The sequence below is a fragment of the Chloroflexota bacterium genome (genome assembly GCA_020850535.1).
GTDB lineage: Bacteria > Chloroflexota > UBA6077 > UBA6077 > JACCZL01 > JADZEM01.
Window position 1 is genome coordinate 13,336 of sequence record JADZEM010000114.1, and the last position, 24,405, is coordinate 37,740.

20 protein-coding genes are annotated in these 24,405 nt (G+C 68.1%); 13 read left to right on the plus strand and 7 right to left on the minus strand.

The features are described from left to right. Nucleotides 1–139: 139 nt before the first annotated feature. Nucleotides 140–2,170: an ABC transporter ATP-binding protein gene (locus IT306_15620; protein MCC7369856.1), complete on the plus strand. Its 2,031-nt coding sequence runs from the start codon at nt 140–142 to the stop codon at nt 2,168–2,170. Nucleotides 2,171–2,188: 18 nt separating this feature from the next. Here the strand turns inward: IT306_15620 and IT306_15625 are convergent, their stop codons facing one another. From IT306_15625 to IT306_15635, 3 genes are all read right to left on the minus strand, one after another. Further along, a complete protein-coding gene (locus IT306_15625; protein MCC7369857.1) occupies nt 2,189–3,763 on the minus strand; it encodes a hypothetical protein in 1,575 nt (524 codons plus the stop codon). A gap of 159 nt (nt 3,764–3,922) precedes the next feature. Further along, nucleotides 3,923–4,747: a WecB/TagA/CpsF family glycosyltransferase gene (locus tag IT306_15630; protein MCC7369858.1), complete on the minus strand. Its 825-nt coding sequence runs from the start codon at nt 4,745–4,747 to the stop codon at nt 3,923–3,925. After that, a complete protein-coding gene (locus IT306_15635) occupies nt 4,744–6,078 on the minus strand; it encodes a (Fe-S)-binding protein (protein MCC7369859.1) in 1,335 nt (444 codons plus the stop codon). Before IT306_15635 ends, IT306_15630 begins: the two co-directional genes overlap by 4 nt. A 195-nt stretch (nt 6,079–6,273) precedes the next feature. On the opposite strand from IT306_15635, the gene IT306_15640 reads away from it, so the two are divergent. Beyond that, nucleotides 6,274–7,128 (plus strand): phage Gp37/Gp68 family protein, encoded by an 855-nt coding sequence (locus IT306_15640; GenBank protein ID MCC7369860.1) that lies wholly within the window; start codon nt 6,274–6,276, stop codon nt 7,126–7,128. Nucleotides 7,129–7,131: 3 nt separating this feature from the next. Here the strand turns inward: IT306_15640 and tcmP are convergent, their stop codons facing one another. Next, complete coding sequence (gene tcmP / locus IT306_15645; protein MCC7369861.1) at nt 7,132–8,283, minus strand: three-Cys-motif partner protein TcmP; 1,152 nt, start codon at nt 8,281–8,283, stop codon at nt 7,132–7,134. A 242-nt stretch (nt 8,284–8,525) separates the two neighbouring features. Here tcmP and bcp point away from each other — a divergent pair, with 242 nt between their 5' ends. Continuing rightward, nucleotides 8,526–8,984, plus strand: a complete 459-nt coding sequence (gene bcp / locus IT306_15650) for a thioredoxin-dependent thiol peroxidase (protein MCC7369862.1) — start codon at nt 8,526–8,528, stop codon at nt 8,982–8,984. 156 nt (nt 8,985–9,140) lie between these two features. Here the strand turns inward: bcp and IT306_15655 are convergent, their stop codons facing one another. Then, nucleotides 9,141–10,028, minus strand: a complete 888-nt coding sequence (locus IT306_15655) for a DUF1932 domain-containing protein (protein MCC7369863.1) — start codon at nt 10,026–10,028, stop codon at nt 9,141–9,143. Between the two features lie 213 nt (nt 10,029–10,241). Here IT306_15655 and IT306_15660 point away from each other — a divergent pair, with 213 nt between their 5' ends. The 8 genes from IT306_15660 (at nt 10,242) to IT306_15695 (ending at nt 17,129) form a co-directional block, all read left to right on the plus strand. Further along, nucleotides 10,242–10,997, plus strand: a complete 756-nt coding sequence (locus IT306_15660; GenBank protein ID MCC7369864.1) for an SDR family oxidoreductase — start codon at nt 10,242–10,244, stop codon at nt 10,995–10,997. Nucleotides 10,998–11,101: 104 nt separating this feature from the next. Beyond that, entirely contained in the window at nt 11,102–11,599 is a 498-nt protein-coding gene (locus IT306_15665; GenBank protein MCC7369865.1) for a pyridoxamine 5'-phosphate oxidase family protein, read from the plus strand. A 161-nt stretch (nt 11,600–11,760) separates the two neighbouring features. Next, on the plus strand, nt 11,761–12,774 hold the full coding sequence (locus IT306_15670) for a Gfo/Idh/MocA family oxidoreductase (GenBank protein ID MCC7369866.1): 1,014 nt from the start codon (nt 11,761–11,763) through the stop codon (nt 12,772–12,774). A gap of 110 nt (nt 12,775–12,884) precedes the next feature. Continuing rightward, a complete protein-coding gene (locus IT306_15675) occupies nt 12,885–13,508 on the plus strand; it encodes a biotin transporter BioY (protein ID MCC7369867.1) in 624 nt (207 codons plus the stop codon). 130 nt (nt 13,509–13,638) lie between these two features. Beyond that, nucleotides 13,639–14,355 carry an FHA domain-containing protein gene (locus IT306_15680; protein MCC7369868.1) on the plus strand — a complete coding sequence of 239 codons (717 nt, stop codon included), beginning with the start codon at nt 13,639–13,641 and terminating at the stop codon, nt 14,353–14,355. A 148-nt stretch (nt 14,356–14,503) separates the two neighbouring features. Next, complete coding sequence (locus IT306_15685; GenBank protein ID MCC7369869.1) at nt 14,504–14,851, plus strand: hypothetical protein; 348 nt, start codon at nt 14,504–14,506, stop codon at nt 14,849–14,851. A 129-nt stretch (nt 14,852–14,980) separates the two neighbouring features. After that, entirely contained in the window at nt 14,981–15,730 is a 750-nt protein-coding gene (locus IT306_15690; protein MCC7369870.1) for an SDR family oxidoreductase, read from the plus strand. Nucleotides 15,731–15,824: 94 nt separating this feature from the next. Next, nucleotides 15,825–17,129, plus strand: a complete 1,305-nt coding sequence (locus IT306_15695; protein ID MCC7369871.1) for a Glu/Leu/Phe/Val dehydrogenase — start codon at nt 15,825–15,827, stop codon at nt 17,127–17,129. 412 nt (nt 17,130–17,541) lie between these two features. Here IT306_15695 and IT306_15700 read toward each other — a convergent pair whose 3' ends face one another. Continuing rightward, the gene (locus IT306_15700; protein ID MCC7369872.1) at nt 17,542–18,030 is read right to left on the minus strand and encodes a GNAT family N-acetyltransferase; all 489 of its coding nucleotides are present in this window, start codon (nt 18,028–18,030) and stop codon (nt 17,542–17,544) included. Between the two features lie 161 nt (nt 18,031–18,191). Here IT306_15700 and ggt point away from each other — a divergent pair, with 161 nt between their 5' ends. Together ggt and IT306_15710 are read left to right on the plus strand one after the other, a co-directional pair. Continuing rightward, nucleotides 18,192–19,841 carry a gamma-glutamyltransferase gene (gene ggt / locus IT306_15705; GenBank protein MCC7369873.1) on the plus strand — a complete coding sequence of 550 codons (1,650 nt, stop codon included), beginning with the start codon at nt 18,192–18,194 and terminating at the stop codon, nt 19,839–19,841. Nucleotides 19,842–20,907: 1,066 nt separating this feature from the next. Next, the gene (locus IT306_15710) at nt 20,908–22,557 is read left to right on the plus strand and encodes an IS1182 family transposase (protein MCC7369874.1); all 1,650 of its coding nucleotides are present in this window, start codon (nt 20,908–20,910) and stop codon (nt 22,555–22,557) included. A 143-nt stretch (nt 22,558–22,700) separates the two neighbouring features. On the opposite strand, the gene IT306_15715 is transcribed toward IT306_15710, so the two are convergent. Then, nucleotides 22,701–23,921 (minus strand): IS256 family transposase, encoded by a 1,221-nt coding sequence (locus IT306_15715; protein ID MCC7369875.1) that lies wholly within the window; start codon nt 23,919–23,921, stop codon nt 22,701–22,703. Nucleotides 23,922–24,405: the final 484 nt, after the last annotated feature.

Genomic DNA, 24,405 nt, shown 5'->3' on the forward strand with positions numbered 1-24,405 from the left:
CTCACGTCGATCCCCAGTCAGCGTACAGCATGACGCCCGCGCTGAGATACTAGGGGACAGGGGGTGGATTTTGGCAGTTTGCCCAGCCGCGCCCGGATACTTCCAACATGCACAGTGTCAGACACGGAGACGACGGCCGATGATGGGTGGCGGTGGCTGGTGGCAGTATCTCCACCAGGACGAGCATGCAAAGGGCGCAGCCATCGACCGCTCGGTGCTGCGGCGCGTGGCCGGCTACGCCCGGCCATACCAGGGGCGCATCGCCCTGATGCTGCTGACGATCCTGGCGATCACCGGCCTGACGCTGGTGCCGCCGCTCCTGATGCGGGCGCTCATCGACGAGGCGTTGCCCAACCGCGACTTCTGGCAGCTCAACCTGCTGGCGGCGGGGATGGTGCTGGTGCCACTGCTCAACGGGCTGGTGAGCGTCCTTCAGCGCTGGGTCAGCTCGCAGATCGGCGAGGGGATCATCTTCGACCTGCGCTGCGCCGTCTTCGCCCACCTCCAACGGCAGTCGCTCCGCTTCTTCACCCAGAGTAAGACCGGCGAGCTGATGGCGCGCGTCAACAACGACGTGGTCGGATCGCAGCAGGCGATCACCAACACGCTGCCCAGCGTCATCTCGAACTCGCTGGCGCTCGTCGCGACCCTCGGGATCATGCTGGCGCTCGAATGGCGGCTGACCGTCCTCGGCGTCGTGATCCTGCCGCTGTTCATCCTGCCGGCGCGGCGGGTCGGCGATCTGCTGCGGCGGGTCACCCGTGAGAGCATGGCCCTGAACGGCCAGATGAACGGCATGATGAACGAGACGCTCAACGTCAGCGGGGCGCTGCTGGTCAAGCTGTTCGGGCGGGAGCGCGAGGAGAACCGGCGCTTCTCGGAGCGGGCCGGGCGCATCCGCGACGTCGGCATCAGGCAGGCGCTGATCGGCCGCTGGTTCTTCCTGGGCATCGGGCTGGTCAGCTCGATTGGCACGGCGATGGTGTTCTGGACGGGCGGCTACCTTGTGCTGACGGACGGCCTGACCATCGGGACGGTCGTCGCGTTCGGGGCGTACCTCGGGCAGTTGTACGGGCCAATCGCGGCGTTGACGAACGCGCGCGTCGAGCTGGTGACCTCGCTGGTCAGCTTCGAGCGGGTGTTCGAGGTGCTGGATCTGCCGCTGGAGATCGAGGAGCAGTCGAACGCGCTGGAACTGACCCGGGTGCGTGGCGAGATCCGCTTCGAGGACGTCTCCTTCACCTACGGGGCGGCCACCGGCAACGGGCTGACCGCCGTCGAGCGGATCGGGACGCGGTTCGCGGAGCCGCCGCCGGCGCTGCGCAGCGCGGCTGCCGCCCCGGCGAGCACCAACGGCCACGGCCCGGCGCCCGCCATGCCCACAGCCCCGGTGTCGGCCGCGGGCAACGGCGCACCCGACGAGGCAGCGCAGCGCTGGGCGCTCCGGCACGTCTCGTTCACGGCGCAGCCGGGTCAACTGGTGGCGCTGGTCGGGCCGAGCGGCGCGGGCAAGACGACCATCACCTACCTGCTGCCCCGCCTCTACGACCCGACTGAGGGCCGGGTCCTGCTGGACGGCCACGATCTCCGCACCCTCAGCACGGCCTCGCTGGTGGCGCAGATCGGGATGGTCACCCAGGAGACGCACCTCTTCCACGACACGATCCGCGCCAATCTGCTCTATGCGCGCCCTGACGCGTCCCAGGCGGAGATCGAGGCCGCCTGCATCGCCGCCAACATCCACCCGCTGATCGCGGGGCTGCCAGACGGCTACGACACGCTGGTCGGCGAGCGCGGCTACCGCCTCTCCGGCGGCGAGAAGCAGCGGCTGGCCATCGCGCGGGTGCTGCTCAAGAACCCGAGTATCCTGGTGTTGGACGAGGCGACCGCGCACCTGGACTCGCAGTCTGAGGCGCTGATCCAGCAGGCGCTGGATGGGGCGATGCGTGGCCGGACCAGCCTGGTCATCGCGCACCGGCTGAGCACGATCCTGGCCGCCGATCAGATCCTGGTGATGGAGGGCGGGCAGATCGCGGAGCGGGGGACGCACGCCGAATTGCTGGCGGCCGGCGGTCTGTACGCCCGCCTGTACGAGACGCAATTTCGGGCCGCGCCGATCCTCGACGCCGACCCCGAGGAGATCGCCGCAACAGCAGCAGAAGCCCCGTAGCGCGGGTGTTCGGACGCGTCAGGCGGTCCGCAGCACCTGCGGCTGCACGCCGTGGATGATCTTCTTCGCCAGCCCGCCACGTGGCGGCTTGTCCAGCTCCACCCAGCAGTTCTTGAAGTCGGGATCGTGCCAGACGAACCGGCGGCCATCCCAGGCGAGCGTCGTCGCGATCTGCTCCATCTCGTGCAGGTTGAAGCCGTACGGCATCGACTGGTCGGTGTCCACCAGCAGGATGGGGTGGACGCCGTAGCGCGGCCCCTTCTGGAGGATCGGCGTCAGCAGCCGGCTGACCGGGCCAGAGACGTTCGTCGGGAAGTCGAGCATGACCAGCACGCGGCACGGCTCGGCCACGCCGTTGGCACGGTTCGGGTCGAGGCGCGGCAGCATCGAGGCGAACGCTGTGGCCTCAGCAGCGCCCTCGACGAGGTTGGCCAGGTCGCTGAGCCGCTGCTCGATCTGCATCGGCTCGGACCAGGAGCGGCCCTCGCCGATGCCCAGCCCGGCATCCGCGAATGCCAGGAACGGCGCGACGTTGCGACCCTGGCCGAGCGGATCGATCAGGGTGAACTTGAGGTCGCCGGGTGGGACGGTTGCCACCAGCCGCAGGAGGATCGACTGTACCGCTTCGATGGCGCGCTCGCGGGCATGCGTGTCCGTCTTGATGATGAGCGGCTTGTCGTGCGGGAACGGCACCAGCGCGGGCAGGGTGATGCGATCGTCGCGGATGCCGGCCAGGAGCTCCCCGACACAGATGGCGCGCGGCATGCGGGTCGAGGGCATCCAGGTATTCCAGGCCGGAGCCGACCATTCAGGCCCGACGGCTGTGGCGGCGGCATTGAACTTGTCGATCGACGGGCCGAGGAGGGCCAGCTGCTGTCGAAAGCTCTGGGCGATGCGCGAGCGCCCCTCGTCAAACCGCTCCTGCCACTCGTTGAGGCGACGGTCGAACGTGCTGCGGGCCTCCTCGACCAGCACCTGGTGCATGTAGAGGACGTACCCCATGTGCTGACGGATGAACCCGTAGTCCTCGTCCGGGGTGTACGGTCGCAAGAAGGTGGCGCGCGCGCCGGCCACGAGCAGCGCGAGCACCAGCGGGCTCACCATCGCGCCGAACCAGCCGAAGCTCAGGCCAGGGTTGCCCGACCCGGCCACAAACGGCATCACCAGGATCGCCCCAGCCGCCACCACCGCCCCCACGATGATGCCGACGGTGATCAGGTTGCTGGACGAGCCGTCCGCCATCGCGGACTGGATCCGCAGCAGGCGAGCTTCCATCTGGGCGGTGGTGATACGCAGGCCGATGACGAGGTCGGTGTCGAAGAGGGTCAGCGGGTGGGCCGGCACGATCTCGCCCATGGTCGAAGCGTCCCCACGCTGCGGCACGAGCAAGTCAGCAGTTCGGAGAATGTCGTAGGCGCGGCGGAGCTGGGTGTCGGCAGCCTCGCGGGACTGCGCGAACGCCTGGTCGGCCGCCTCACGGTCGAGGCGGAGCCGGTTCTCGGCGTCGAGCTCCTCCTGGGTGTATTGATCGGCAAGCTGCTTGACAGCGAGTACGACCTCTCGCTGTTGCTGGATGATGGTCGGCTCGGCCATGGGTCCCTCCTGCGGCCAGCGCGGCCGGCGGCACCGTGACAGTCCCTCACCAGATACAACGAGTGCACCAGGGCGTAAGAGACAATAGCTGAGTCTCGATTCTGCGACAGTCAGATCAGGGTGTCAAGAGTTCGTATGTACTTGCAATTCAGTAGTGATTTATAACGCAGAGTTGCACATCTCCGCGCGTGGGCGCGGCTGCCGCCGTCGCTTTCGCGCGGCCTCGTCGAGCGCCAGCATCACGAAGAGCGGTAGTTTGAGCTGTCGCTTCCACCGCCAGGGCTGCACCGCCAGCCGGTGCAGCCACTCCAGCTCCAGCCGCTGGATCCAGACGGGCGCGCGCGGCACCAGCCCGGACAGGAAGTTGAGCACGCCGCCCACGCCGATGCCGACCGGGATGCCGAGCGGCCCGAGGCTGCGGTCGAGCCAGCGCTCCTGGGTTGGCGCGCCGTAGGCGACCAGGATCAGGTCGACGGGGCCGGCCGCGCGGATCATGGCCCAGGTGGCGGAATCGTCCTCCGGGCGCGGCGAGCCGGGCGCGGCCCCGACGATCTGCAAACGCGGGTACTGGGCACACAGCCGGTCAGCGGCCAGTTGGGCCACGCCGTCAGCCGCGCCGAGCAGGAACCAGCGGTGGCCCTTCGCCGCGCCGAGGGCGGCCAACTTGAGCACCAGATCGGTCCCACGGACGTGATCGCGGAACGGCCGGCCGCGCAGGCGGGCGGCCAGCAGCAGGCCCACGCCGTCCGGCACGTTGAGCGCCGTGCGCGCCAGGAGCGCCCGGAATGCGGGATCGCGCCGGGCCTCCATGACGATCTCAGGGTTCGGCGTGGTGACGACATGCGGCCCGCCCTCGGCGATGTACCGCGCCACCAGGGCCAGCGACTCGTCGTAGGTGACGTCGTCAACGCGCACGCCGAGGATCGACAGTGACTGGGGGGTGAGGGCCTTCCCTGGCTCGGAGTGAGGGCCGTCCCCGGTCACGCCCGGGCGCCTGCCTGGTACGAGCGGTCGAGCAGGTCCACCACGTGGCAGACCTCCAGCTCCAGGCCGCGCTCGCGCGCGCCCGAGGCGATCTGCATCGCGCAGCCGGGGTTCGGCGCGACGAGCACGCTGGCCTGCGTCTTCTCGACCTCGGGGATCTTCCAGCCGAGGATCTGCTCCGAGAACTCGGGGTGCGTCAGGTTGTAGATCCCGGCGCTGCCGCAGCAGACATCCGAGTCCTTCAGCTCCACGAACGTCAGGCCGGGGATCGCGCGGAGCAACTGGCGCGGCTGGTTGCGGATGCCCTGCCCGTGTACGAGGTGACACGGATCCTGGTAGGTCACGCGGACCGGCAACGGCCCGAGGCTCTCGGTGTCGATGCCGATCTGCACCAGCCACTCGTTGATGTCGCGGACGCTGTTCGAGAAGGCGACGGCGCGTTCGTGCCAGGCCGGATCGTCGCGGAACAGGTGCGGATACTCCTTGAGGGTGGAGCCGCAGCCGGCCGCGTTGATGATGACGGCGTCGAGGTTGAGCGACTCGAACGTCTCGATGTTCGCCTTCGCCAGCCCCCGCGCCGTCTCACGCTCGCCGATGTGGACGTGCAGCGCGCCGCAGCAGCCCTGCTGGGGCGGGGTGTAGACGTCGCAGCCGTTGCGGGCGAGCACCCGCACGCTGGCCTGATTCGTCTCGCCCAGGAACTCCTGCATGACGCAGCCGGCGATGAACCCGACGCGGAACCGCCGTGTGCCGCGCGCCCGCACCACCTCTGGCAGGAACGGCTTGCCGACGCCACCCTGGGTGGGCGGGAGCATCCGCTCCATCTTCTGGATGCGCTCGGGGAAGAGGTTCATCAGCCCGGAGGCGTGGACAGCCTTCTGGACGCCGAGCTTCTGGTAGACGCGCATCCCGAGGCCGAGCGAGTTGAGCGCCAGCCGCGAGGTGAAGATGCGGTTCAGAACCGTCCGCCCGATGGTCCGCTCGGCAGCGTCGGCTGGCGGGGCGAGGCCTCTGGCCGCCTCCACGATCTGCCCGTACTTGACGCCGGACGGACAGGCCGTCTCGCAGGCGCGGCAGTCCAGGCAGCGGTAGATGTGCTCGCGGAAGTCCTCGTTGTCGGGGCTGATGTCGCCCCGGTAGACGGCGCGCACCTGGTAGATCCGCCCGCGCGGCGAGTCCAGCTCCAGATTGTTGACGCGATAGGTGGGGCAGAAGTCCAGGCAGAGGCCACAGTGGACGCACTGCTTGAGCGTGGAGAGATCCAGCTCGATGGGGACCGCCGGGCCGGCCGCCGAGGGAGCGGCTCCGTGGGAGTGCTCGTGAACCGCCACAATCGGGCTCCGATAACGACGTTTCGGAGGTGGCGTACGCGGCCATCGCGCGCGCGGCTCCTGGTGGGATTCTACGAGCCACCCGGGCAGCGCGGCCAGCGCCACCCACTGTACAGTTCGCCGCTGACAGTGTGAGGCCGCTTGACACCATAAGAACAATCGTTCTATGCTCAAGTTGGAGGCATAGGAGCAGCCATGAGTGACAATTCTGCGATTGAGTGGACGGACGCCACCTGGAACCCAGTCACTGGCTGCTCAAAAGTGAGCGAAGGCTGCCGCAACTGCTACGCGGAGGCGCTGTCGCTGCGCTTCGGACGCTCAACGAAGCCGTGGGCCGCGCAGTTTGCCGACGAAAACGTGGTCCTTCACCCTGACCGGCTGGACTACCCACTCAAGTGGAAGGACGCCAGGCGCATCTTCGTCAACTCCATGAGCGACCTATTTCACGAGAACATCGACGATGGCTTCGTCTGCCGCGTGTTCAAGGTCATGGGCGCAGCATCACATCATACCTATCAGGTCTTGACGAAGCGCCCCGCCCGCATGCAGGCTCTAATCCAACGGTGGTCCGATGCGTTTCACGGCAAGAGACTAGACAGTGACCAGGGTGAGAATACTTGGCCGCCGCCACACATCTGGCTCGGCGTCAGCGTCGAGGACCAGAAGACCGCCGATGAGCGCATCCCGCTGCTGTTGAACACACCTGCTGCCGTTCGCTTCCTGAGTTGCGAACCACTCCTGGCCTCAATTGACCTGTGCCAAGCTGCCGGCGCGCCAACTGACCACGCACACGGTTTCGCCTGCCGTACTTTCCTCCGAGACCTACACTGGGTCATCGTGGGCGGCGAGAGTGGCCCGCGTTTCCGTCCTCTTGACCTGGACTGGGCACGATCTCTTCGCGACCAGTGCATAAGTGCAGATGTGCCGTTCTTCTTCAAGCAAGTGGGTGGCAGGACACCGAAGTCCGGGGGACGGCTGCTCGACGGGCGAACCTGGGACGAGCAGCCACGGGTCCAGGAGCGACAACTTCAAGTGGCAGCCTTCGGCTGACGGTCAGGCTGGCGGAAATTCGATCACGTCACTTGGCCGCAACTTGTTCTTGGAGGGCAAGTTGTTGCGGAACAGACGAATGCGGCCTTGGTGGGCCAGGTCCTCTAGCGCCTTCTTGATATGGTTATCGGTGTAGCCGTCGAATTCATGGCCGACTGCGGTCTCATTCTGCACACGCTCATACTCCGAGCGGCGACCCGAGAATCGTGTTCGGAGCAACGCACGCAGCGACGTGTAGTCGACCGTCAGGTTCATGCGAACCTCAGGGGTGAACAGATCCAACTGACCCGATTCAGAAGCCATGACCGCGGGATGGCTTGCTCCCAGGAAGGCTGTGAACCCACCCAGAGCCTCGAACATCGCTTCCTTCATCTCACGCTTGCCCTTCGGATGCCCTGTTGAGTGGACAAGGAAGTAGATGATGTCAGTCGGCCCTCGCCGTGCGACACCCACCGAGGTCACGAAGCGTCGATGCCCCGGAGCAGTCGTGGCCTCCAAGCGCTCTACGTACAGGTCACGCAATGCACCCACACGATCTGGCGACTGCTTGACTTCGTCGAGGCGGGCAAGCAACTCATCGCCTTCCAAGCCGAAGAGTTGAGCATCAGCCGTCTGGTGGTTCGCATTCTCAAGAAACCGATTGATATCCTGCACCATCAATGTTACAAGCACTTCAGCCCTGGGCAGGCTGAGGATACGGTTGACCAGGGACAGGGGAAGCCCTGCGTATCCGAACGGGTCAATGAACCAGAAGGACGGGCGCCCGGCACGCCGAATCGCATCCACAATTCCCGGTGCAGCGCCCTCGAACGTATCACAGATCGGGTCGTGTTCGACAACCCGCTCCAAGGGTCCAGATGCTGCGATTTCAGCCGCCAGCATTTTGGCGTTCGCCGGATTACGTTCGATGTAGTAGAGATCGACATCGAAGTCGCGATTGCCTGCAACACGACCGGCGATGTCGCGAAGGAGCAAGGGCGACCCCGGTTCTTCGGTGGTGTAGCGGCCCCGTCCAGCGAAGGCATCGACAATGACGAGCCGCCGGTGTATCCGAAGAATCGGTAGCCATGCTTTCATGTAGCGAACGAGGATTTCGTGCTTCGCTCTGGTGTGTGGTGCGTTACCCCATTTCTGAGGATCGTCGTCCGACAGCATCGCGTGCCCCCCAAACGCAGTATGGAACATACGTTCGCCTAGCATGATACAGAGAGCTGGCGTCGGTGTGCAATGAGGACGCAATGATGTTAGGGATGATCTGCAAGTCTTGAGGCTTTTCCGCCTTGATCTCCGGTCCGCCGCTATCATCCCCAGAGACGGCGTGGTCGGGCGGCGTGCCGTTGCCGCCAGGTCGTCAGCGTCCCCGCCGAATCCTTCTCAGGAGCGACGCCGTGAGCGACATCCTCAAGGTGGGCGAGCCGGCCCCACCGGTCTCCCTGGTCTCGGACAAGGGCGAAACCGTCTCGCTCGACGACTTCAAGGGCAAGCAGGCCGTCGTGCTCTACTTCTACCCGAAGGACGACACCCCAGGCTGCACCAAGGAAGCCTGCTCCTTCCGCGATCTCTCGGCCGAGTTCGCCGAGAAGGGCGCCGTCATCCTCGGGGTCAGCCCGGACAACGTGAAGTCGCACGTCAAGTTCCGCGACAAGTTCAGCCTGCCGTTCCCGCTCCTGGCCGACGAGGGCGCGGAGATCGCCCAGAAGTACGGCGTGTGGGTCGAGAAGAGCATGTACGGCAAGACGTACATGGGCGTCGAGCGGACGACGGTCGTGATCGGCAAGGACGGCACGATCAAGAAGGTCTTCCCGAAGGTCTCGGTTGAGGGCCACGTCGAAGAGGTGCTCGCGGCGCTCGACTGACCGAAGGCAAGGCCCTCACCCTCGGGCGCTGCGCGGAGCACATATCGACTGCGTCGATATCTCCCTCCCTGTACGCGGGCGAGGGAGAGCCAGCTTGCGAGTTTCGCGTCTCCCCTCTCCCCTTGAGGGAGAGGGGTCGGGGTGAGGGGTAGCGAATTACGCCTTCGCGGCCGCCGGTGACTCGGCCAGCGCCGCGATCAGCCCGTCCAGGTCGCGCGAGGTGTCGCGGTTCTCGGGCGTCTCCTGGCCAGGCGCGGTCGTCGCCACCCAGCGGTACATGTCGGCGGCCCCGAGCAGCATCCGCGGCGTCAGCCCCACCTGCTCGAAGGTCGCGGCGATCTCCTCCATCTCGCCAATCCACCGGTGCGCCTTCGGCGGCATCGTCAGCATGGACTTTGCCATCCACGTCCGCAAGTCCGCCTGGCTGTCGAGCATCTCCTGTCGCAGCGCGTCGTCCAGCCCGAGCCGACGGGCCGTCACCAGCAGCTCGGTCGCCAGGGCCTGGAAGCCCTTGGTCATCGCGGCGTAGCACATCTTCAGGCCAGACGCCTGCCCGATCTGATCCCCGATGACCGGGATGATCAGCCCATGCTCTTCGAGCCGCGCCAGCTCGGGAGCGTTCGTGCCCGAGGCGTAGATGCGCGGATTGACCTTACCGCGCGGCGGCCCGCCGATGATGCCGCCATCTGCAAAGCGCGCCCCGGCCGCCTCGACAATCTCCCCGATGCGGCGCGTGGTGGCCGGCGAGACCGCGTTGAGGTCGGCGTACAGCGGGGTCGCGCCGGTCCGCTGGAGGGCGGTCGCCACGCGCGACGCCGCGGACATCGCCTCAGACGGCACCAGCACCGAGAGCACGTGCGTCGCCTGGGACACCAGCTGCTCGACAGTCCCGACGTCCTCAAGGCCGGCCGCTGCCGCCAGCTCCTTGGTGCGCGTGCTGCGTGCGTCGAGCGCCACCAGGACGCGTGCGCCGTTCTTCGCCAACTTCTCGCCGATGCCGGAGCCCATGTCGCCCGGGCTGATGATGCCGACGGTCCAGGCCATTCTGGCGCCTCCTCTACCACAACCGTGCGTGAGATCCGATCCGCCCTGACAGGGTAGCGCATCCCGGCCCGAACGTGACCCGCTGGGTCGGGACGTCGGGGCGGGGCGCTCCACGGCAGGCCCGCACGGGGCCATCCCGATACGCTAGCCTTGCCCAGGGCGGCTGGGGCGTCACGGTACGCCGGGCCGGACCTGCACAGCGAGGTGGCAGACATGAGCGATGGCCGGCAGCGTACAGCAGTCATCACGGGCGGTGGAACAGGTATCGGACGGGCTGTTGCGGCCGCCTTCGCGGCAGATGGCGACCGGGTGGTGCTGATCGGGCGGCGGGCCGAGCCGCTCCAGCAGGCGGCAGCGGAGCTTGGGCCGAACGTGACGTGGCGGCAGGCGGACATCGCGGACCGCGAGGGGATCGCCGGGGCCATCGGGAGCATTGTCGAGGAGCACGGGGCCATCGACGTGCTCGTGAACAACGCCGGCATCTCGAACCGGCCCGTCTCCACCAGGACGCCGCTCGAAGAGGCCGAGCGGCTCTGGGACGAGTACTCCCGGGTCAACATCAAGGGCGTCCTGCTGACGACGCTCGCCGCCGCCCCGCACCTGGCGCGGCCGGGTGGTCGGATCATCTTCATCAGCTCGGCGGCCGTCTACAGCGGCGGCGTCTTCCCTGGCCTCGCCGCCTACGCTGCCAGCAAGGCCGCATTGCACGGGCTGATGCGGTCGTTCGCACGGGAGCTGGGGCCAGACGGGATCACCGTCAACACGGTCGCGCCGGGCTTCATCGCGCACACTGAAATGACCGGCCGCGTCCCCGAGGACGATTTCGCCCGACTCGCCAACACGACGCTGGTCAAGCGCGTCGGCACGGCAGACGATATCGCGGCGGTGGTCCACTTCCTCGGCTCGCCGGCGGCATCGTACGTCACGGCCCAGGCGATCCCGGTAGACGGCGGCCGGCTGCCGGGCTAGTGGCACCGGACATACAGCGACGGCCAGAACACACCCTACACTTCCGTAGCCGCCGCCCGCTTCGGCGGGGTTGCGGATGCCCTTCCTCAGGACGGTGACGTTCCATGCCAGCCACGCACGATCTGACGCGCGTCGCGCCCGCCTTTGTCGAGATGGCTCACCAGATCGTCTGGTGCACCGTCTCCACCGTGGACCGCCAGGGCCGGCCGCGTTCGCGTGTCCTGCACCCATACTGGACCTGGGACGGTCTGATGCTTGAGGGGTGGGTCGGCACGATGATGACGCCCCTGAAGAAGGCGCACCTGGAGCGCAATCCGTACGTCTCGTGCAGCTACTGGACGCCCTCGCAGGATACGGCGGTGGCCGAGTGCCAGGCCGACTGGATGCTGGACGAGCAGACCCGCACTCGGGTCTGGACCTTCTTCAAGAGCACGCCCGAGCCGCTCGGCTACGACCCCGGCGGCATCGGCGTGCCCGGCTGGGACTCGCCCACCTCGCCGGGCTTCGTGGTGCTGCGGCTGCGGCCCTGGCGGCTGCGGGTATTCCCCAGCTCGATCACCCGGGGCGAGGGCGGCGAGCTGATGGTCTGGCAGGACGAGTAGCCGCCTCGGAGACTCCCCGTTCCGCGCCCGTACACGCCGCGGAGGCGTCCGCCGCAGCCGTGGCCGCCGCAGCCGTGGCCGCCGCGTCCGTGCGAGCCGCCGCCTGACCCGCTATCCTCTCGGCGCGGGGCAAGCTCGCACGAACTGGGGGCAGGATCACGATGTCTGGTCGGCAAGGCGATGCGCCAGGACGCGGCATCAGGGTTGCGTTTGCAGGTGTCAATCACTGGCACTTCTCCGTGGACGCTCGGTATCTGGAGCTGGCGCTGGAGGCCGGCGTCGAGATCGTCGGCCTCAGCGACGACGACGAGGCCCTGGCGAAGCGCCGTGGCGACGAGCTGGGCTGCGGCTGGACCGTCGACGTGGATGACCTGGTCACCCGCTTCAAGCCGGACCTTGTCATCGCGTTGCCGCGCCCGGACCGAGCGCCCGAGCAGGTCGGGCGGCTGCTGGAGCACAACGTCCCGCTGTTCGCGGAGAAGCCGCTCGGCCTGCGCGCCAGCGATGTCTGGCCGCTGGTCGAAAGGGCCGAGCGCGGCTGGGTCACCGTCGCCTTCCCGCAGCGCTACCAGCCGATCCACGCCGCGTTCGAGCGGCTGCGCGATGCTGGCACGCTCGGCGAGATCGGGCACATCGGCGTCCGGATGGTCAACGGGCCACCCTGGCGCTACCGTTCCTACGACGTGCCCTGGATGCTCGATCCGGCCATCGCCGGCGGCGGGCCGCTGCGGAACATCGGCATTCACGGCGCCGACATGCTCACCAGACTGGTGGGAGACCGTGGCATCAAGATCGTGGCGGCGACGAAAACGGATCGGGTCCACGGCGAGCCGATCGAGGACTTCATCAGCGCGCTCGGCCGCACCGATGACGGCATCGTGATCAACATGGCGACAGGCTACACCTTCTCGCCGCCCAAGCCCGGCGACATGGACATCCACCTCGGTGCGAAGGGCGCGTACCTGATCCAGCGGCGCGAGCTGCTGACGATCTATCCCGCCGACGGCCAGCCGGACGTGATCCGCCAGCCCGAGGGTTTCAACCTGTACCGCGAGATCTTCTTCGACGCGCTCTGGCGGATGCGGGCCGGCGCGCCACCCATCGCGACGGTCCGTGACTGCGCGCGCGCCAACGAGCTGATCGACGCGATCTACGCAGCAGCAGCCGCCACCTGACAATGTTCCCCCGGGTAACGTTTCCCGCTGCGTGGGCTGCTACCATCGTCAGGAACATGCGGCCTCACTGCTGAGGCGACGGAGCGGTCATCCCTATGCAGCCTCGATCCATGCAGCGGCTCGGTCATGGCCGCACGCTCGTCGACGTCGTCCGGCCAGACGCCCTCTCCCGTCAGCGTGACATCCTGCTCGTCGTCGCGTTCGGCACGCTGATGGGGGCGCTCGCGCAGATCGCCGTGCCGCTGCCGTTCACGCCGGTGCCAGTGACCGGCCAGACGCTCGGCGTGCTGCTGATCGGTGCGCTGCTCGGGAGTCGTCGCGGCGGTGCAGCGATGCTTGTGCACCTTGCCGAGGGCCTCGCCGGCCTGCCCGTCTTCGCCGAGGGGAACACGGCCTGGACGCTCACCCGGCTCGGCGTGCCGACCATCATCGGGCCGACGGCCGGCTACCTGTTCGCCTTCCCGGTGGCCGCGTTCGTCGTCGGCTGGCTGGCAGAGCGCGGCTGGGACCGCAAGCCGCTGACGGCGGCCAGCGCGATGCTCGTCGGGCAGGCCATCATCTACGCGGGCGGGCTCTCCTGGCTGGCTGGTTACGTCGGCGTGGACCGTGCCATCCCGCTCGGCATGGTCCCGTTCCTGCCCGGCGATGCGGTCAAGCTCGCGCTCGCCGCGACGGCGCTGCCCGGCGGCTGGCGGCTGCTAGCGGTGCTCGGAGCGCCAACCACCCGCGAGTGAGGCGCAGCCTACGGGGCCACGGGCACACCGGACCAGGGGCGCACCGGGCCAGGGGCGCACCGGGCCAGGGGCGCCCCGGGCCAGGGGCACAGCGCAGGAGGGCAAGCCGCAGATGGGGAGCAGGCCCAGCGTGCGCTGTCGGACGTGCGCGGCCAGGAACCCGGCCGGCTACCCCTACTGCCTGACCTGTGGCACCCGCGTCCGCCGCGAGACCTTCTGGCCGCAATGCCCGGAGCCGCTCTGGCAGCATGCGTACTGCCTGGTGCGGATGGAGGACCGCGACGGCGCCGGGCCATCTGATGCCGGGGCGCCTGATGCCGGGCCATCCGATCGGGTCGGGACTGGCTACCCGCTGGACGTGCTGCGGCGCGGCGGCCGGGCGCTGACCATCGGCAGCGGCGCTGACTGCGAGATCGTGCTCGACCATCCGAGCGTCGCGGCGCGCCACGCCTGGCTGATCCGCCACGGCGACCATTTCCTGATCGACGACGCCGATACCAGGGACGGCACATTCGTGAACGGCGAGCGGGTCAAGCGCGCCCGCCGCCTCAAGGTCCGCGACACCGTGCGCCTCGGCGAGTGCCAGCTGGTCTACGCCCTGGCCGAGCAGATCTGCCCCCGCTGCCACCTGCCAGACACCCTCACGGCCCTGGACGATCTGGTAGCCGAGCGGCAAGATGGCGCAACCGGACTGGCGGTCCCGACACACGCCTGCCCCCAATGTGGGCACGAGTACTGGATCGTGGCCTCGCGGCGCGAGGGCTGGCGGCGGTCCTGGCTGTGGCGGTGGCAGGCGTCGCGGCGGCTGCTGGCGATGCGCGGCAAGCGCGCCCCCGAGGACGCCTGACCGCCGCCCTGCGGCCCGCCGCACGCCGGCCCGCGGGGCGGCTCCCCCAGCAGCCGCGTCCGTTCCTGCCAGGGCTGTGCCGCCGCCGACGGGCGCGGCGTCAGGGCACATATCGTGCGTCCTCTCAGCCGGCGTACCGGGAGGTCCGATGGAGGAGCAGACGCCCACGCCGTGCGCGTGGGTCATCAAGCAGCACCTGAATCCCGACGCGCTGAAGGAGTACGTCTCGCGGATGGGCATCCAGCGGAGCCAGGTGATCGCTGTCACCGAGCCGCAGGACGGGATGTTTACGCTGATCTTCGAGCCGAACGCCGAGCAGCAGACTGCCCTGGCGGCCGAAGAGAGCGAGGTAGCCGAGACGCTTGACGCGCTGTTCGGCGCACCGGTGACGCCGGTCCAGGCGCCCGGCGGGGCGGAGGTCGAGACGGTGGTGGCCGTGCCGGCGATGCCGGCGGGCGTTCCACCGCCCGCGCCCGCCGAGCCAACGCCCGCCTGACTCCTGGAAGCACGGGCATCCTCTACCATCTTCGTTGCCGGCGGCCGAGTCCGCGGGTGACGGCGGGGATCATGACGCATCGTGGCGCGGCGGTCGTGCGGCCGCGGCCGCGATGCCAGGGGGTGCAACATGGCGTTGGTTCAGGGGAAAGTGGCACTCGTCACGGGTGGCGCGCGCGGCATCGGCCGGGCGGCAGCCGAGCTGCTGGCGGCGGAAGGCGCGCACGTCGCCGTCGCGGACGTCAACCTCGGCGGCGCTGAGGACGTCGCCAGCGGCATCGAGGCGCGCGGCGGTCAGGCGTTGCCGCTCCAGGTGGACGTCTCGCAGCCGGAGCAGATCGGGCCGATGTTTGACGCCGTCGTCGCACGGTTCGGGCGGGTGGATGTCGTCCACAACAACGCCGGCATCTTCGCCAAGACGGCCGTCAACGAGATCGACGTGGACGGCTGGGATCGGCTGATGGACATCAACCTGCGCGGCGCGTTCCTGGTGGCGCAGCACGCCCTCAAGATCATGAAGGCTCAGGGGGGCGGGCGCATCATCATGATGGGGTCGATGGGCGGCCAGGTGGGCGGCGTGGTGGCCGGCGCAGACTACGCAGCCTCGAAGGCGGCCATCGCCTGCCTGACCAAGTCGATGGCGAAGTGGGGCGGCCCGTTCGGCATCCTGGTCAACACGCTCTGTCCGGGCGTCATCGACACGGCGATGCCGGCCCAGTTCCCGCCCGACCGCCTCGCCGCGATGATCGAGTCCACGCCATTGCGCCGCATGGGCACCGCGGATGAGGTGGCAAAGGTTGTGCTGTTCCTGGCATCAGACCTGTCAAGCTTCGTGACAGGCGCCCACATCGACATCAACGGCGGACTGTTTACGGACTAGGTTTCAGGTTCTGGGTTGCGGGTTTCGGGGGAAGACGGCCACCATCGACTGCGTTCCTGAAACCCGAGACCTGACACCCAGCACCGGGGGCGGTATGGCGAGGCAATGGCGCGCGCGCGGAGGGCCGGTCGGACGGCCCAGCCCGGCAATCAACGACAACCCGTTTGACGACGTGATCGAGCAGGTGGACCGAGCGGCCGAGGTGCTCGGGCTGGCGCCAGCCGAGGTCGAGCTGCTCAAGCACCCGAAGCGGCAGGTGATCGTCTCTCTGCCGATCCCGATGGACGACGGCTCGGTCCAGGTCTTCACCGGCTACCGCGTCCTCCACGACAACACGCGCGGCCCCGGCAAGGGCGGCGTCCGCTTCCATCCCGAGGTTGACCTGGACGAGGTCAAAGCCCTGGCCGCCTGGATGTCCTGGAAGTGCGCCCTGGTGGACGTGGCGTTCGGCGGGGCCAAGGGCGGCGTGACCTGCGATCCGCGCAAGCTCTCGGCCGGCGAGTTGGAGCGGCTGACCCGCCGCTACACCGCTGAGATCTTCGAGGTGATCGGCCCGAACCTCGACATCCCGGCCCCGGACGTCGGCACCGACGCCCGCGTGATGGCCTGGATGATGGACACCTATTCGATGAAGCGCGGGTATGTGGAGCCGGGTGTCGTGACGGGCAAGCCGATCGTCCTGGGCGGCTCGCTGGGGCGCGAGGCGGCGACGGGGCGTGGCATCGTGGTGACCACCCGCGAGGCCCTCCGCGATCTTGGGATGTCACTGGAGGGCGTACGGGTTGCCATACAGGGGTTCGGCAACGTCGGTTCGAACGCCGCGCGGCTGCTGGCCGAGGCCGGCGCGAAGATCGTGGCGGTCGGCGACGTGAGCGGCGGCCTCTACCGCGAGGACGGCCTCGACATCGCGGCCCTGCTGCGGCACCGCTCCGAGCACAGCGTCGTCGAAGGGTTCCCGGGCGCCCAGCCGCTCACCAACGACGAGCTGCTGACCTTGCCCGTCGACGTACTGGTGCCGGCCGCTCTCGAAGGACAGCTGCACGAGGGCAACGCCGACCGGGTCCGCGCGAAGCTGATCGTGGAGGGCGCGAACGGCCCCACCACTGCCGAGGGCGACGAGATCTTCCGAGCGCGCGGCATCCCGGTGGCGCCCGACATCATGGCGAACTCGGGCGGCGTGGTGGTCTCCTACTTCGAGTGGGTGCAGGACCGCTACGGCTTCTTCTGGACCGAGGCGGAGGTCAACCAGCGGCTCGAAGAGAAGATGGTGCAGGCGTACGCGGCCCTTCGGGGCGCCATCGACCGCTTCGACCTTGTCAACGACCTTCGAACGGCGGCGTACACCGTGGCGATGCAGCGCATCCTGGAGGCACGGCGGCTGCGCGGCCTGTATGCGTGAGGATCGTGGATCGTGGATCGTGGATCGTGGATCGTGGATCGTGGATCGTGGATCGTGGATCGTGGATCGTGGATCGTGGATCGTGGATCGTGGAAGGGTAACGTCTGACAGGTGCCGCTGCGATGTAGCAAGCACGCGACTCACAATTGTCATCCTGAGCGAAGCGAAGGATCTCACCCGCTGACGCGAATGTTGACGGTCAGCGGGTGAGGCAAGCGCTGACGATGAACGGACACGGCGAGAGTTGACGGTCAGCGGGTGGTGACGCGAGCGTTGGCGGTCAGCGGGTGAGATCCTTCGCTTCGCTCAGGATGACAATGGCATCTTGCATGATTGCACTGAGAGTGCCCACGCCCACGCCCACGACTCACCTCTGAAACCCAGAACCCGACACCCGCTCACGACCCACCACCTACGAATCGCCGCCCAGGTTCGCCGCGCCGGTGACGATCCGCTGGACGGCGAAGCCGCGCGCCTGGTAGTTCGGGAGCGCGTGCGGGCCGTCCAGGCTGCAGGTGTTGACCGTCACGACGTTCGGGCCGAGCGCCCAGGCCCGCTCGATGGCCTGCGTCAGCAGCCAGCCGCCCAGCCCCTGCCCGATGGCCCAGGGCAACAGCCCGAACAGCACGATGTTCACCGCGTGCCCCTCGGGCGTGTGGCGGTCCTGCAGCTCGAAGTAGCCGCAGGGGGTGCCGCCAACATAGCCGATCCAGGTCTGGACGCCATCCACCCAGCGACGCCACTCCTCGTCTGACCAGGGCAGCCGATCTGTCCAGAAGTAGTCCTTGCCGACGGCCCGGTAGAGGAAGGCGTTCAGCTCCGGGCAGGGGATCGTCGCCTGCATCAGCGAGGCGTCCGGACGCGGGGCCGGCTTCGGGCGCAGCCGGCCAGGATCGGGCATCGCGAGGTACCACGTCGTCACCTGGGTGAGCGCCACGAGCATCGTCCTCCGTCAGTCTGGTTAGGCTACCATGCTCGGACGTGCGGACCTCGGCCCCGCCGCAGACGACTGACCGCTGAAAACCGTACCGCTGACAACCCTGTGGAGGCACGATCGTGGTGATGGACGACGGCGCATGGCGGCTGGACGACGGCAGTCGGCCGGGACCAGTCGAGTCGCTCGGCCTGAACGGCATGGTGGCATCGGCGCACCCGGTGGCGGCGGCCATCGGCGTGAGCGTGCTGCAGCAGGGCGGCAACGCCATCGACGCCGCCATCGCCGTGGCGGCGGCCGAGGGTGTGGTGCTGCCGGCCTCCTGCGGCCTGGGCGGCGACGCCTTCGTGCTGGTCTACGATCCGAAGGCCGGCGGCGTCACCGGCTTCAACGGCAGCGGCGTTGCTGGCGCACACGCCTCCCGCGAGCGGTACGCCGAGGCCGGGCTGACGAAGATGCCGCTCGACGGCATCCACTCGATCTCGGTGCCGGGCGCCGTCGCCGTCTACGAGACGCTCTGGAAGCGGTACGGCAGCCGTCCCTGGGCCGACCTCTGGCAGCCGGCCGTCAAGCTGGCGGCTGACGGCGTCGTGCTGAACTCGCGGGTGCCGAAGTGGATCGGCGGGCGGGCGGGCGTGCTGGGCAGCTTCAAGTGGTCCGCCGAGCAGTACCTGCCGGGTGGCGCGCCGCCGAAGCCGGGCACGAAGTGGGCCGCCCCGAACCTTGCCAGCAGTCTGCGGGCCGTGGCGGAAGGTGGAGCGGAGACGTTCTATCGCGGGGCGCTGGCCGCCAGGATCCTGGCCTACCTCGACAGCGAGGGCGGCCCGTTCGTGGCCGACGACTTCGCGCGCCAGACCTGCGAGGTCTACACCCCGATCCAGACGGCCTACCGTGGCGTGACGGTCTGCCAGACGAACCCGGTCTCGCAGGGCTTCCTGATGCTGGAACAGTTGAACATCGTCGAGGGGCTGGGGCTGGACGGACTGGGGCTGCTCAGCGCCGACCGCCTCCACAACCTCGTCGAGGCCAAGAAGCTGGCGTTCGACGACCGCAACGAGGTGGCCGGCGATCCGCTGTTCGTGAACTGGGATCTGTACCGGCTGATCTCGAAGGAGCACGCGGCCAGCCGCCGCGCCAGCATCGACCGCGAGCGAGCGATGACGCCAGCGCCATCGCTCGTCGGCGAGCACAATGCGGATACCTCGTACTTCTGTGTGGTGGACGGCAACGGCATGGCCGTCTCGTTCATTCACAGTCTGTCGGCGGCGTTCGGCAGCGGCGTCGTGGCCGGGGACACCGGCATCACGCTCAACAACCGGGCCGGGCGCGGCTTCAGCCTCCAGGCCGGCCACCCGAACGTCGTCGCGCCCGGCCGCCGTACCATGCACACGCTCAACGCCTACCTCTGCCTCAAGGACGGCAAGCCGTGGCTGGTGGGCGGCACCCCGGGCGGCGACCAGCAGACCCAGGTCAACACCCAGGTGCTGACCTCGATCGTGGATCAGGGGCTGACGGTCCGCGAAGCGCTCGAAGCACCCCGCTGGTTCAGCTTCCCCGGGACGGACCCGGCCACCATCGACCAGAACATGGTGATCCGCATGGAGAGCCGCGTCCCCGAGGCCACTCGCTCCGAGCTGGAGGCGCGCGGCCACGTGCTGGAGGTGCTCTCGCCGTGGGGCGGCGGCGGCGCGGTGCAGCTCATCGAGCTGGATCAGGCGAGCGGCGTCCTGCGGGGCGCGAGCGATCCGCGGGCCGGGGGCGCGGCGCTCGGCGTCTGACCTCCTCCCCTCACCCCCTCTCCCTCACGAACCTGGGGCCCCCGCTGCGCGGCACAACTATCGGCTGCGCCGACATCCCTTCGGGCCTCCCCAGAACCCAGCGCGAGACCGAGAACGACGAGGGTTGACAGACATCTCAGTAGCATGTACTGTACGCTCAGTCGCAGCCATGTGGGTCGCCCGCCCTGAAGGAGTGCTGCACCATGAGGCCGACGAGAACGGGCGTACAGGGTATGCTCGCAGCGGCTGCACTGCTGGCGTTGATGCTGAGTTGCCAGCCGTTGCAAGCTGCGCCCTCGTCCCTGGACGGCGACAACAGTGAGCGACCACCGCAACTGCTGCCAGGCATGCAGGCTACCAAGAGCCTGCCGGTGCTATCCGAATGCCCTAAGCTCCAAGGTCCGTTGCGAACAGTGGCCCTCGCCACGCCCGCCAGTTCGCCGCCATACCCACCAAGTCTCGACATTGAGAACGGCAAAGTGCGAATTAGCGTAGTGACAGCGGCGAGCGACACCTATCTCCGCAATCAGTACGACATGGATGTGCTCTTTCGGCTTGAAGGTGGTCGGCGAGCATCTGGCAGGGCACCTATCGGTCAACTCTGCGCGATAGCCAATGATCCAGCGACCATTGACATCTCCGCACCGGATCCTACCCGGTTCGATCAAGCACCAAGCCAGCCCTGACAAGAAGGTGATGCAATGACACCTCGCTTTAGAGCCGCGTCGCGCACTGCGTTCTTCGCATTATTGCGATCATATGTATCGTCCACATGTTAATCGCCGCGCCAGTGGTTGCTCAGGAGTCGCAGATCAGCACGCCTGAACCTGGGGGTGAGGCGTCGGACGCTGCTGAGATCCTCTATGTGACCTGCGAACTGGGACTGTCGACGTTCGAGCTTGGCGTCATTCTTTCGTTCGGCGGGATTGGCTCCATATGTGGAACGTTCATAGCTGAGAGAGAGCAGTGCCCCGTCAAGATACCGTTGGCGAATTCCGGGTGGGTGGACGGTCGACCAATCAGGTAGACAGAATCGACTCCGAAGCTGCGGGGCAGGGAGGAGTCGATGTCGCTGCACGCCAAGCCAGTCGGTCCGGTCCCCGACGAGACGGCACGGGTTGCCCGGGTGGCGTTCCCGAAGGGCAACGTCTACATGCAGATGCGGGACGTGCTCGGCGTTATCTACGACGACGCGAGCTTCAGCGCACTGTTTGCCGTGCGGGGACGACCGGCTGAGAGTCCGTGGCGGCTGGCGCTCGTGACGGTGATGCAGTTCGCCGAGGGGCTCTCTGATCGCCAGGCGGCCGAAGCGGTGCGGGCGCGGATCGATTGGAAGTACGCCCTCGGGTTGGAGCTGACCGATCCAGGCTTCGATTTCTCGGTCCTCTCAGAGTTCCGCGTTCGGCTGATCGACGGCGCAGCCGAGCTGCACCTGCTCGACGCCCTGCTCGTGGCGTGCAAGTCGCACGGCTACCTCAAGCTGCGCGGTCGCCAGCGGACCGACTCGACCCACGTGCTGGGCGCCTTGCGCGTGCTGAGCCGCCTGGAGCAGGTGGCCGAGACCCTGCGGGCCGCCCTGAACGCGGTCGCGGCCGAGGCGCCTGACTGGCTGCGGGCCGTCGCGCAACCGAAGTGGTTCGAGCGCTATGGCCGCCGCGTCGAAGAATACCGTCTGCCGCGCGGGGCCGAGGCGCGCCAGGCGTACGCGGCCCTGGTGGGAACTGATGGCATGCGCCTGCTGGAGGCGATCGACGGACCGGCGGCCCCGCCGACGCTGCGCTTGCTGCCGGCGGTCGAGGTGCTGCGTCGGACCTGGGTCCAGCAGTACGTTACGCTGGCCGGCGTGCTGCAACTGCGCGAACCGAAGAACATGCCGCCGGCGTCAGTTGAGGTGGAGTCGCCCTACGAGCCGGAGGCCCGCTACGGCACCAAACGCGACCGGAGCTGGATCGGTTACAAGGTCCACGTGAGCGAGACCTGCGACGACGATCATCCCCACCTCCTGACCAACATCGAGACCACCCTCGCCCCCGCCACCGACGTCGAGCAGTTAGCCGCCGTCCACGAAGGGCTGGCCGAGCGCGATCTCCTGCCAGGCGAACATCTTGTCGACGCGGGGTACGTCCGAGGACTGAACCTGGTCGCCAGCCAGCAGGATCACCAGATCGACCTGATCGGGCCGATCTACGAAGACCACCAGTGGCAGGCCAAGGCCGGGCAGGGCTTCGACGCGGCGCACTTCCGGGTCGATTGGAACGCCCGTCAGGCCACCTGCCCCCAAGGCAAGACCAGCGTTCGCTGGTGCGAGACGGACACGGCGCGCGGCCGGACGATGGTCTCCATCAGTTTCGCCGCCGCCGACTGCATGGCCTGCCCCACTCGGGCCCTCTGCACCCGGGCGAAGACCGGGGCGCGCAACATCACCCTGCAGTCCCGACCTGAGCACGAGGCCATCCAGGCGGCCCGCCAGCGTCAGCGGACGGACGAGTTCACCGCCCAGTACGCGCCCCGCGCCGGCATCGAGGGCACACTCTCCCAGGGGATCCGGGCATTCGGCCTCCGGAAGGCCCGATATCGTGGCCTGGCCAAGACCCACTTGCAGCACGTTGCCACCGCCACCGCCATCAACCTCGTCCGTCTCGCCGACTGGATGGACCAGGTGCCCCGCGCCACCACCCGCTGCTCAGCCTTCTCGGCCCTCGCGCCCACCGGCTGACCATTTCGGATATGGTCAGCCATTTCGCCAACGGTATCCCGTCAAGTGTGTAAATCGGTGTGGTGTGGCTCTCGTCGTCGGCGGGCCTGTGGGCCTGTGTGATAACGCGATAGGCGTTATCCACATGGCCACAGGCCGTGGGTCTACTGCGCCGCCGCGAGGGCAGGCGCCGGGTCGGCGGGGGCCTCCTTCCTGAGGGCGGCGAGCGACTCGGCGCTGAGGTAGCGTCGGGCGACCTGCCACTCGTCGTGCTGCTCGGCCAGGACGGCGCCGACGAGGCGGACGACGGCGTCCTGGTTGGGGAAGATGCCGACGACGTCGGTGCGGCGCTTGACCTCCTTGTTGAGGCGTTCGAGCGGGTTGTTCGACCAGATCTGGCGCCAGTGGCCCTTGGGGAAGGCGAGGTAGGCCAGGACGTCGGCCTCGGCCTCATCCATCGACGCGGCCACGCGCGGGGCGGTCACGCGAAAGCGATCGGCGACCAGACGCCATTGCTCGCGGGCGCTGTCGGGGTCCGGCTGGGCGAAGACGGTGCGGACGGTGGCGGCGACCATCTCGGCGGCGGACTTGGGGACCAGCGCCAGCAGGTTGCGGATGAAGTGGACGCGGCAGCGCTGCCAGCTCGCGCCGTGCAGGACGGCGGCGATCGCCCCCCGGAGGCCCTGGTGGGCGTCGCTGATGACCAGCTGCACCCCGGCGAGGCCGCGGGCGACCAGGCCGCGCAGGAAGCGGAGCCAGAAGGCGCCGTCCTCGCTCGGCCCGACGTCGAGCCCCAGCACCTCCCGTTGCCCCGCGTCGTTGACGCCGATCGCGATCACGACCGCCGTCGAGACCACCCGACCGCCGTCACGGGCCTTCACGTACGTCGCGTCCAACCAGACATACGGGTAGGCCGTCTCGAGGGGACGGCCCCGGAACCGCTCCACCTCCTCGTCCAGCGTCTCGCACAGCCGGCTCACCTGGCTCTTCGAGATCCCGTCCAGCCCCAGCGCCTTCACCAGGTCGTCGACCTTCCGCGTCGAGACGCCATGCACGTACGCTTCCCGGACGACGGCCACCAGCGCCTGCTCGCTCCGCTTCTGCGGCTCCAGCAACGTCGGGAAGTAGCTCCCGTCGCGCACCCGCGGCACCCGCAGCCCGATCGTCCCCACCCGCGTGTCCCACTCCCGCTCGCGGTACCCGTTCCGCTGCCCGCTGCGCTCCGCGGTCCGCTCGTGGCGCTCCGCCCCCAGGTGCTGGCTGACCTCGATCTCCATCAGCGCCTGCGTCAGCACCCGCACCCCTTCCCGCAAGAAATCCACGTCCCCGTTCTGCTCCGCCTTGCGCACCAGCTCCGCCAGTGCCATGCTCACCGTGTCGGCCATCGTCGTGCTCCTCTCATCGTGGTCTGGACAACTCCGATGAGAACCACACGGTGGCCGTCCTTGTCAACGGCCCCGGCTTTTACACACCTCCGGGGACTCTACCTGAGAGAGCGTCCACGTATCTTGGCACGGGCAGATCGATCGCTCTGAGTGGCGCGGCACTCGCCCTGGCGAGTTTGATGCTCCCTATTGCATCAGGGGCGCGATGGGAAGTACTGATGTGGCTCTTGGCAGGCAAGGCCTCTTTGGTGTGTCCGCTACTGTGTTCTTGGTGAGCTTGCAGACGGTGCGCCAGTACTTCACTCCGTATGAGATTCTGGGGCGTGTTAGCGGAGCCATCAGATTCGCAACTTGGAGCTTAGGAATCGCCGAGAAATAAGTGTCGCATTGTGATGGCAGTGTGACGGGCGGCAGGGGCGGCGCGAGCTAGACTATCGGGCGATGGAGCCATTGGAGGCAATCAAGCGGCGCTTCGAGCTGCTGG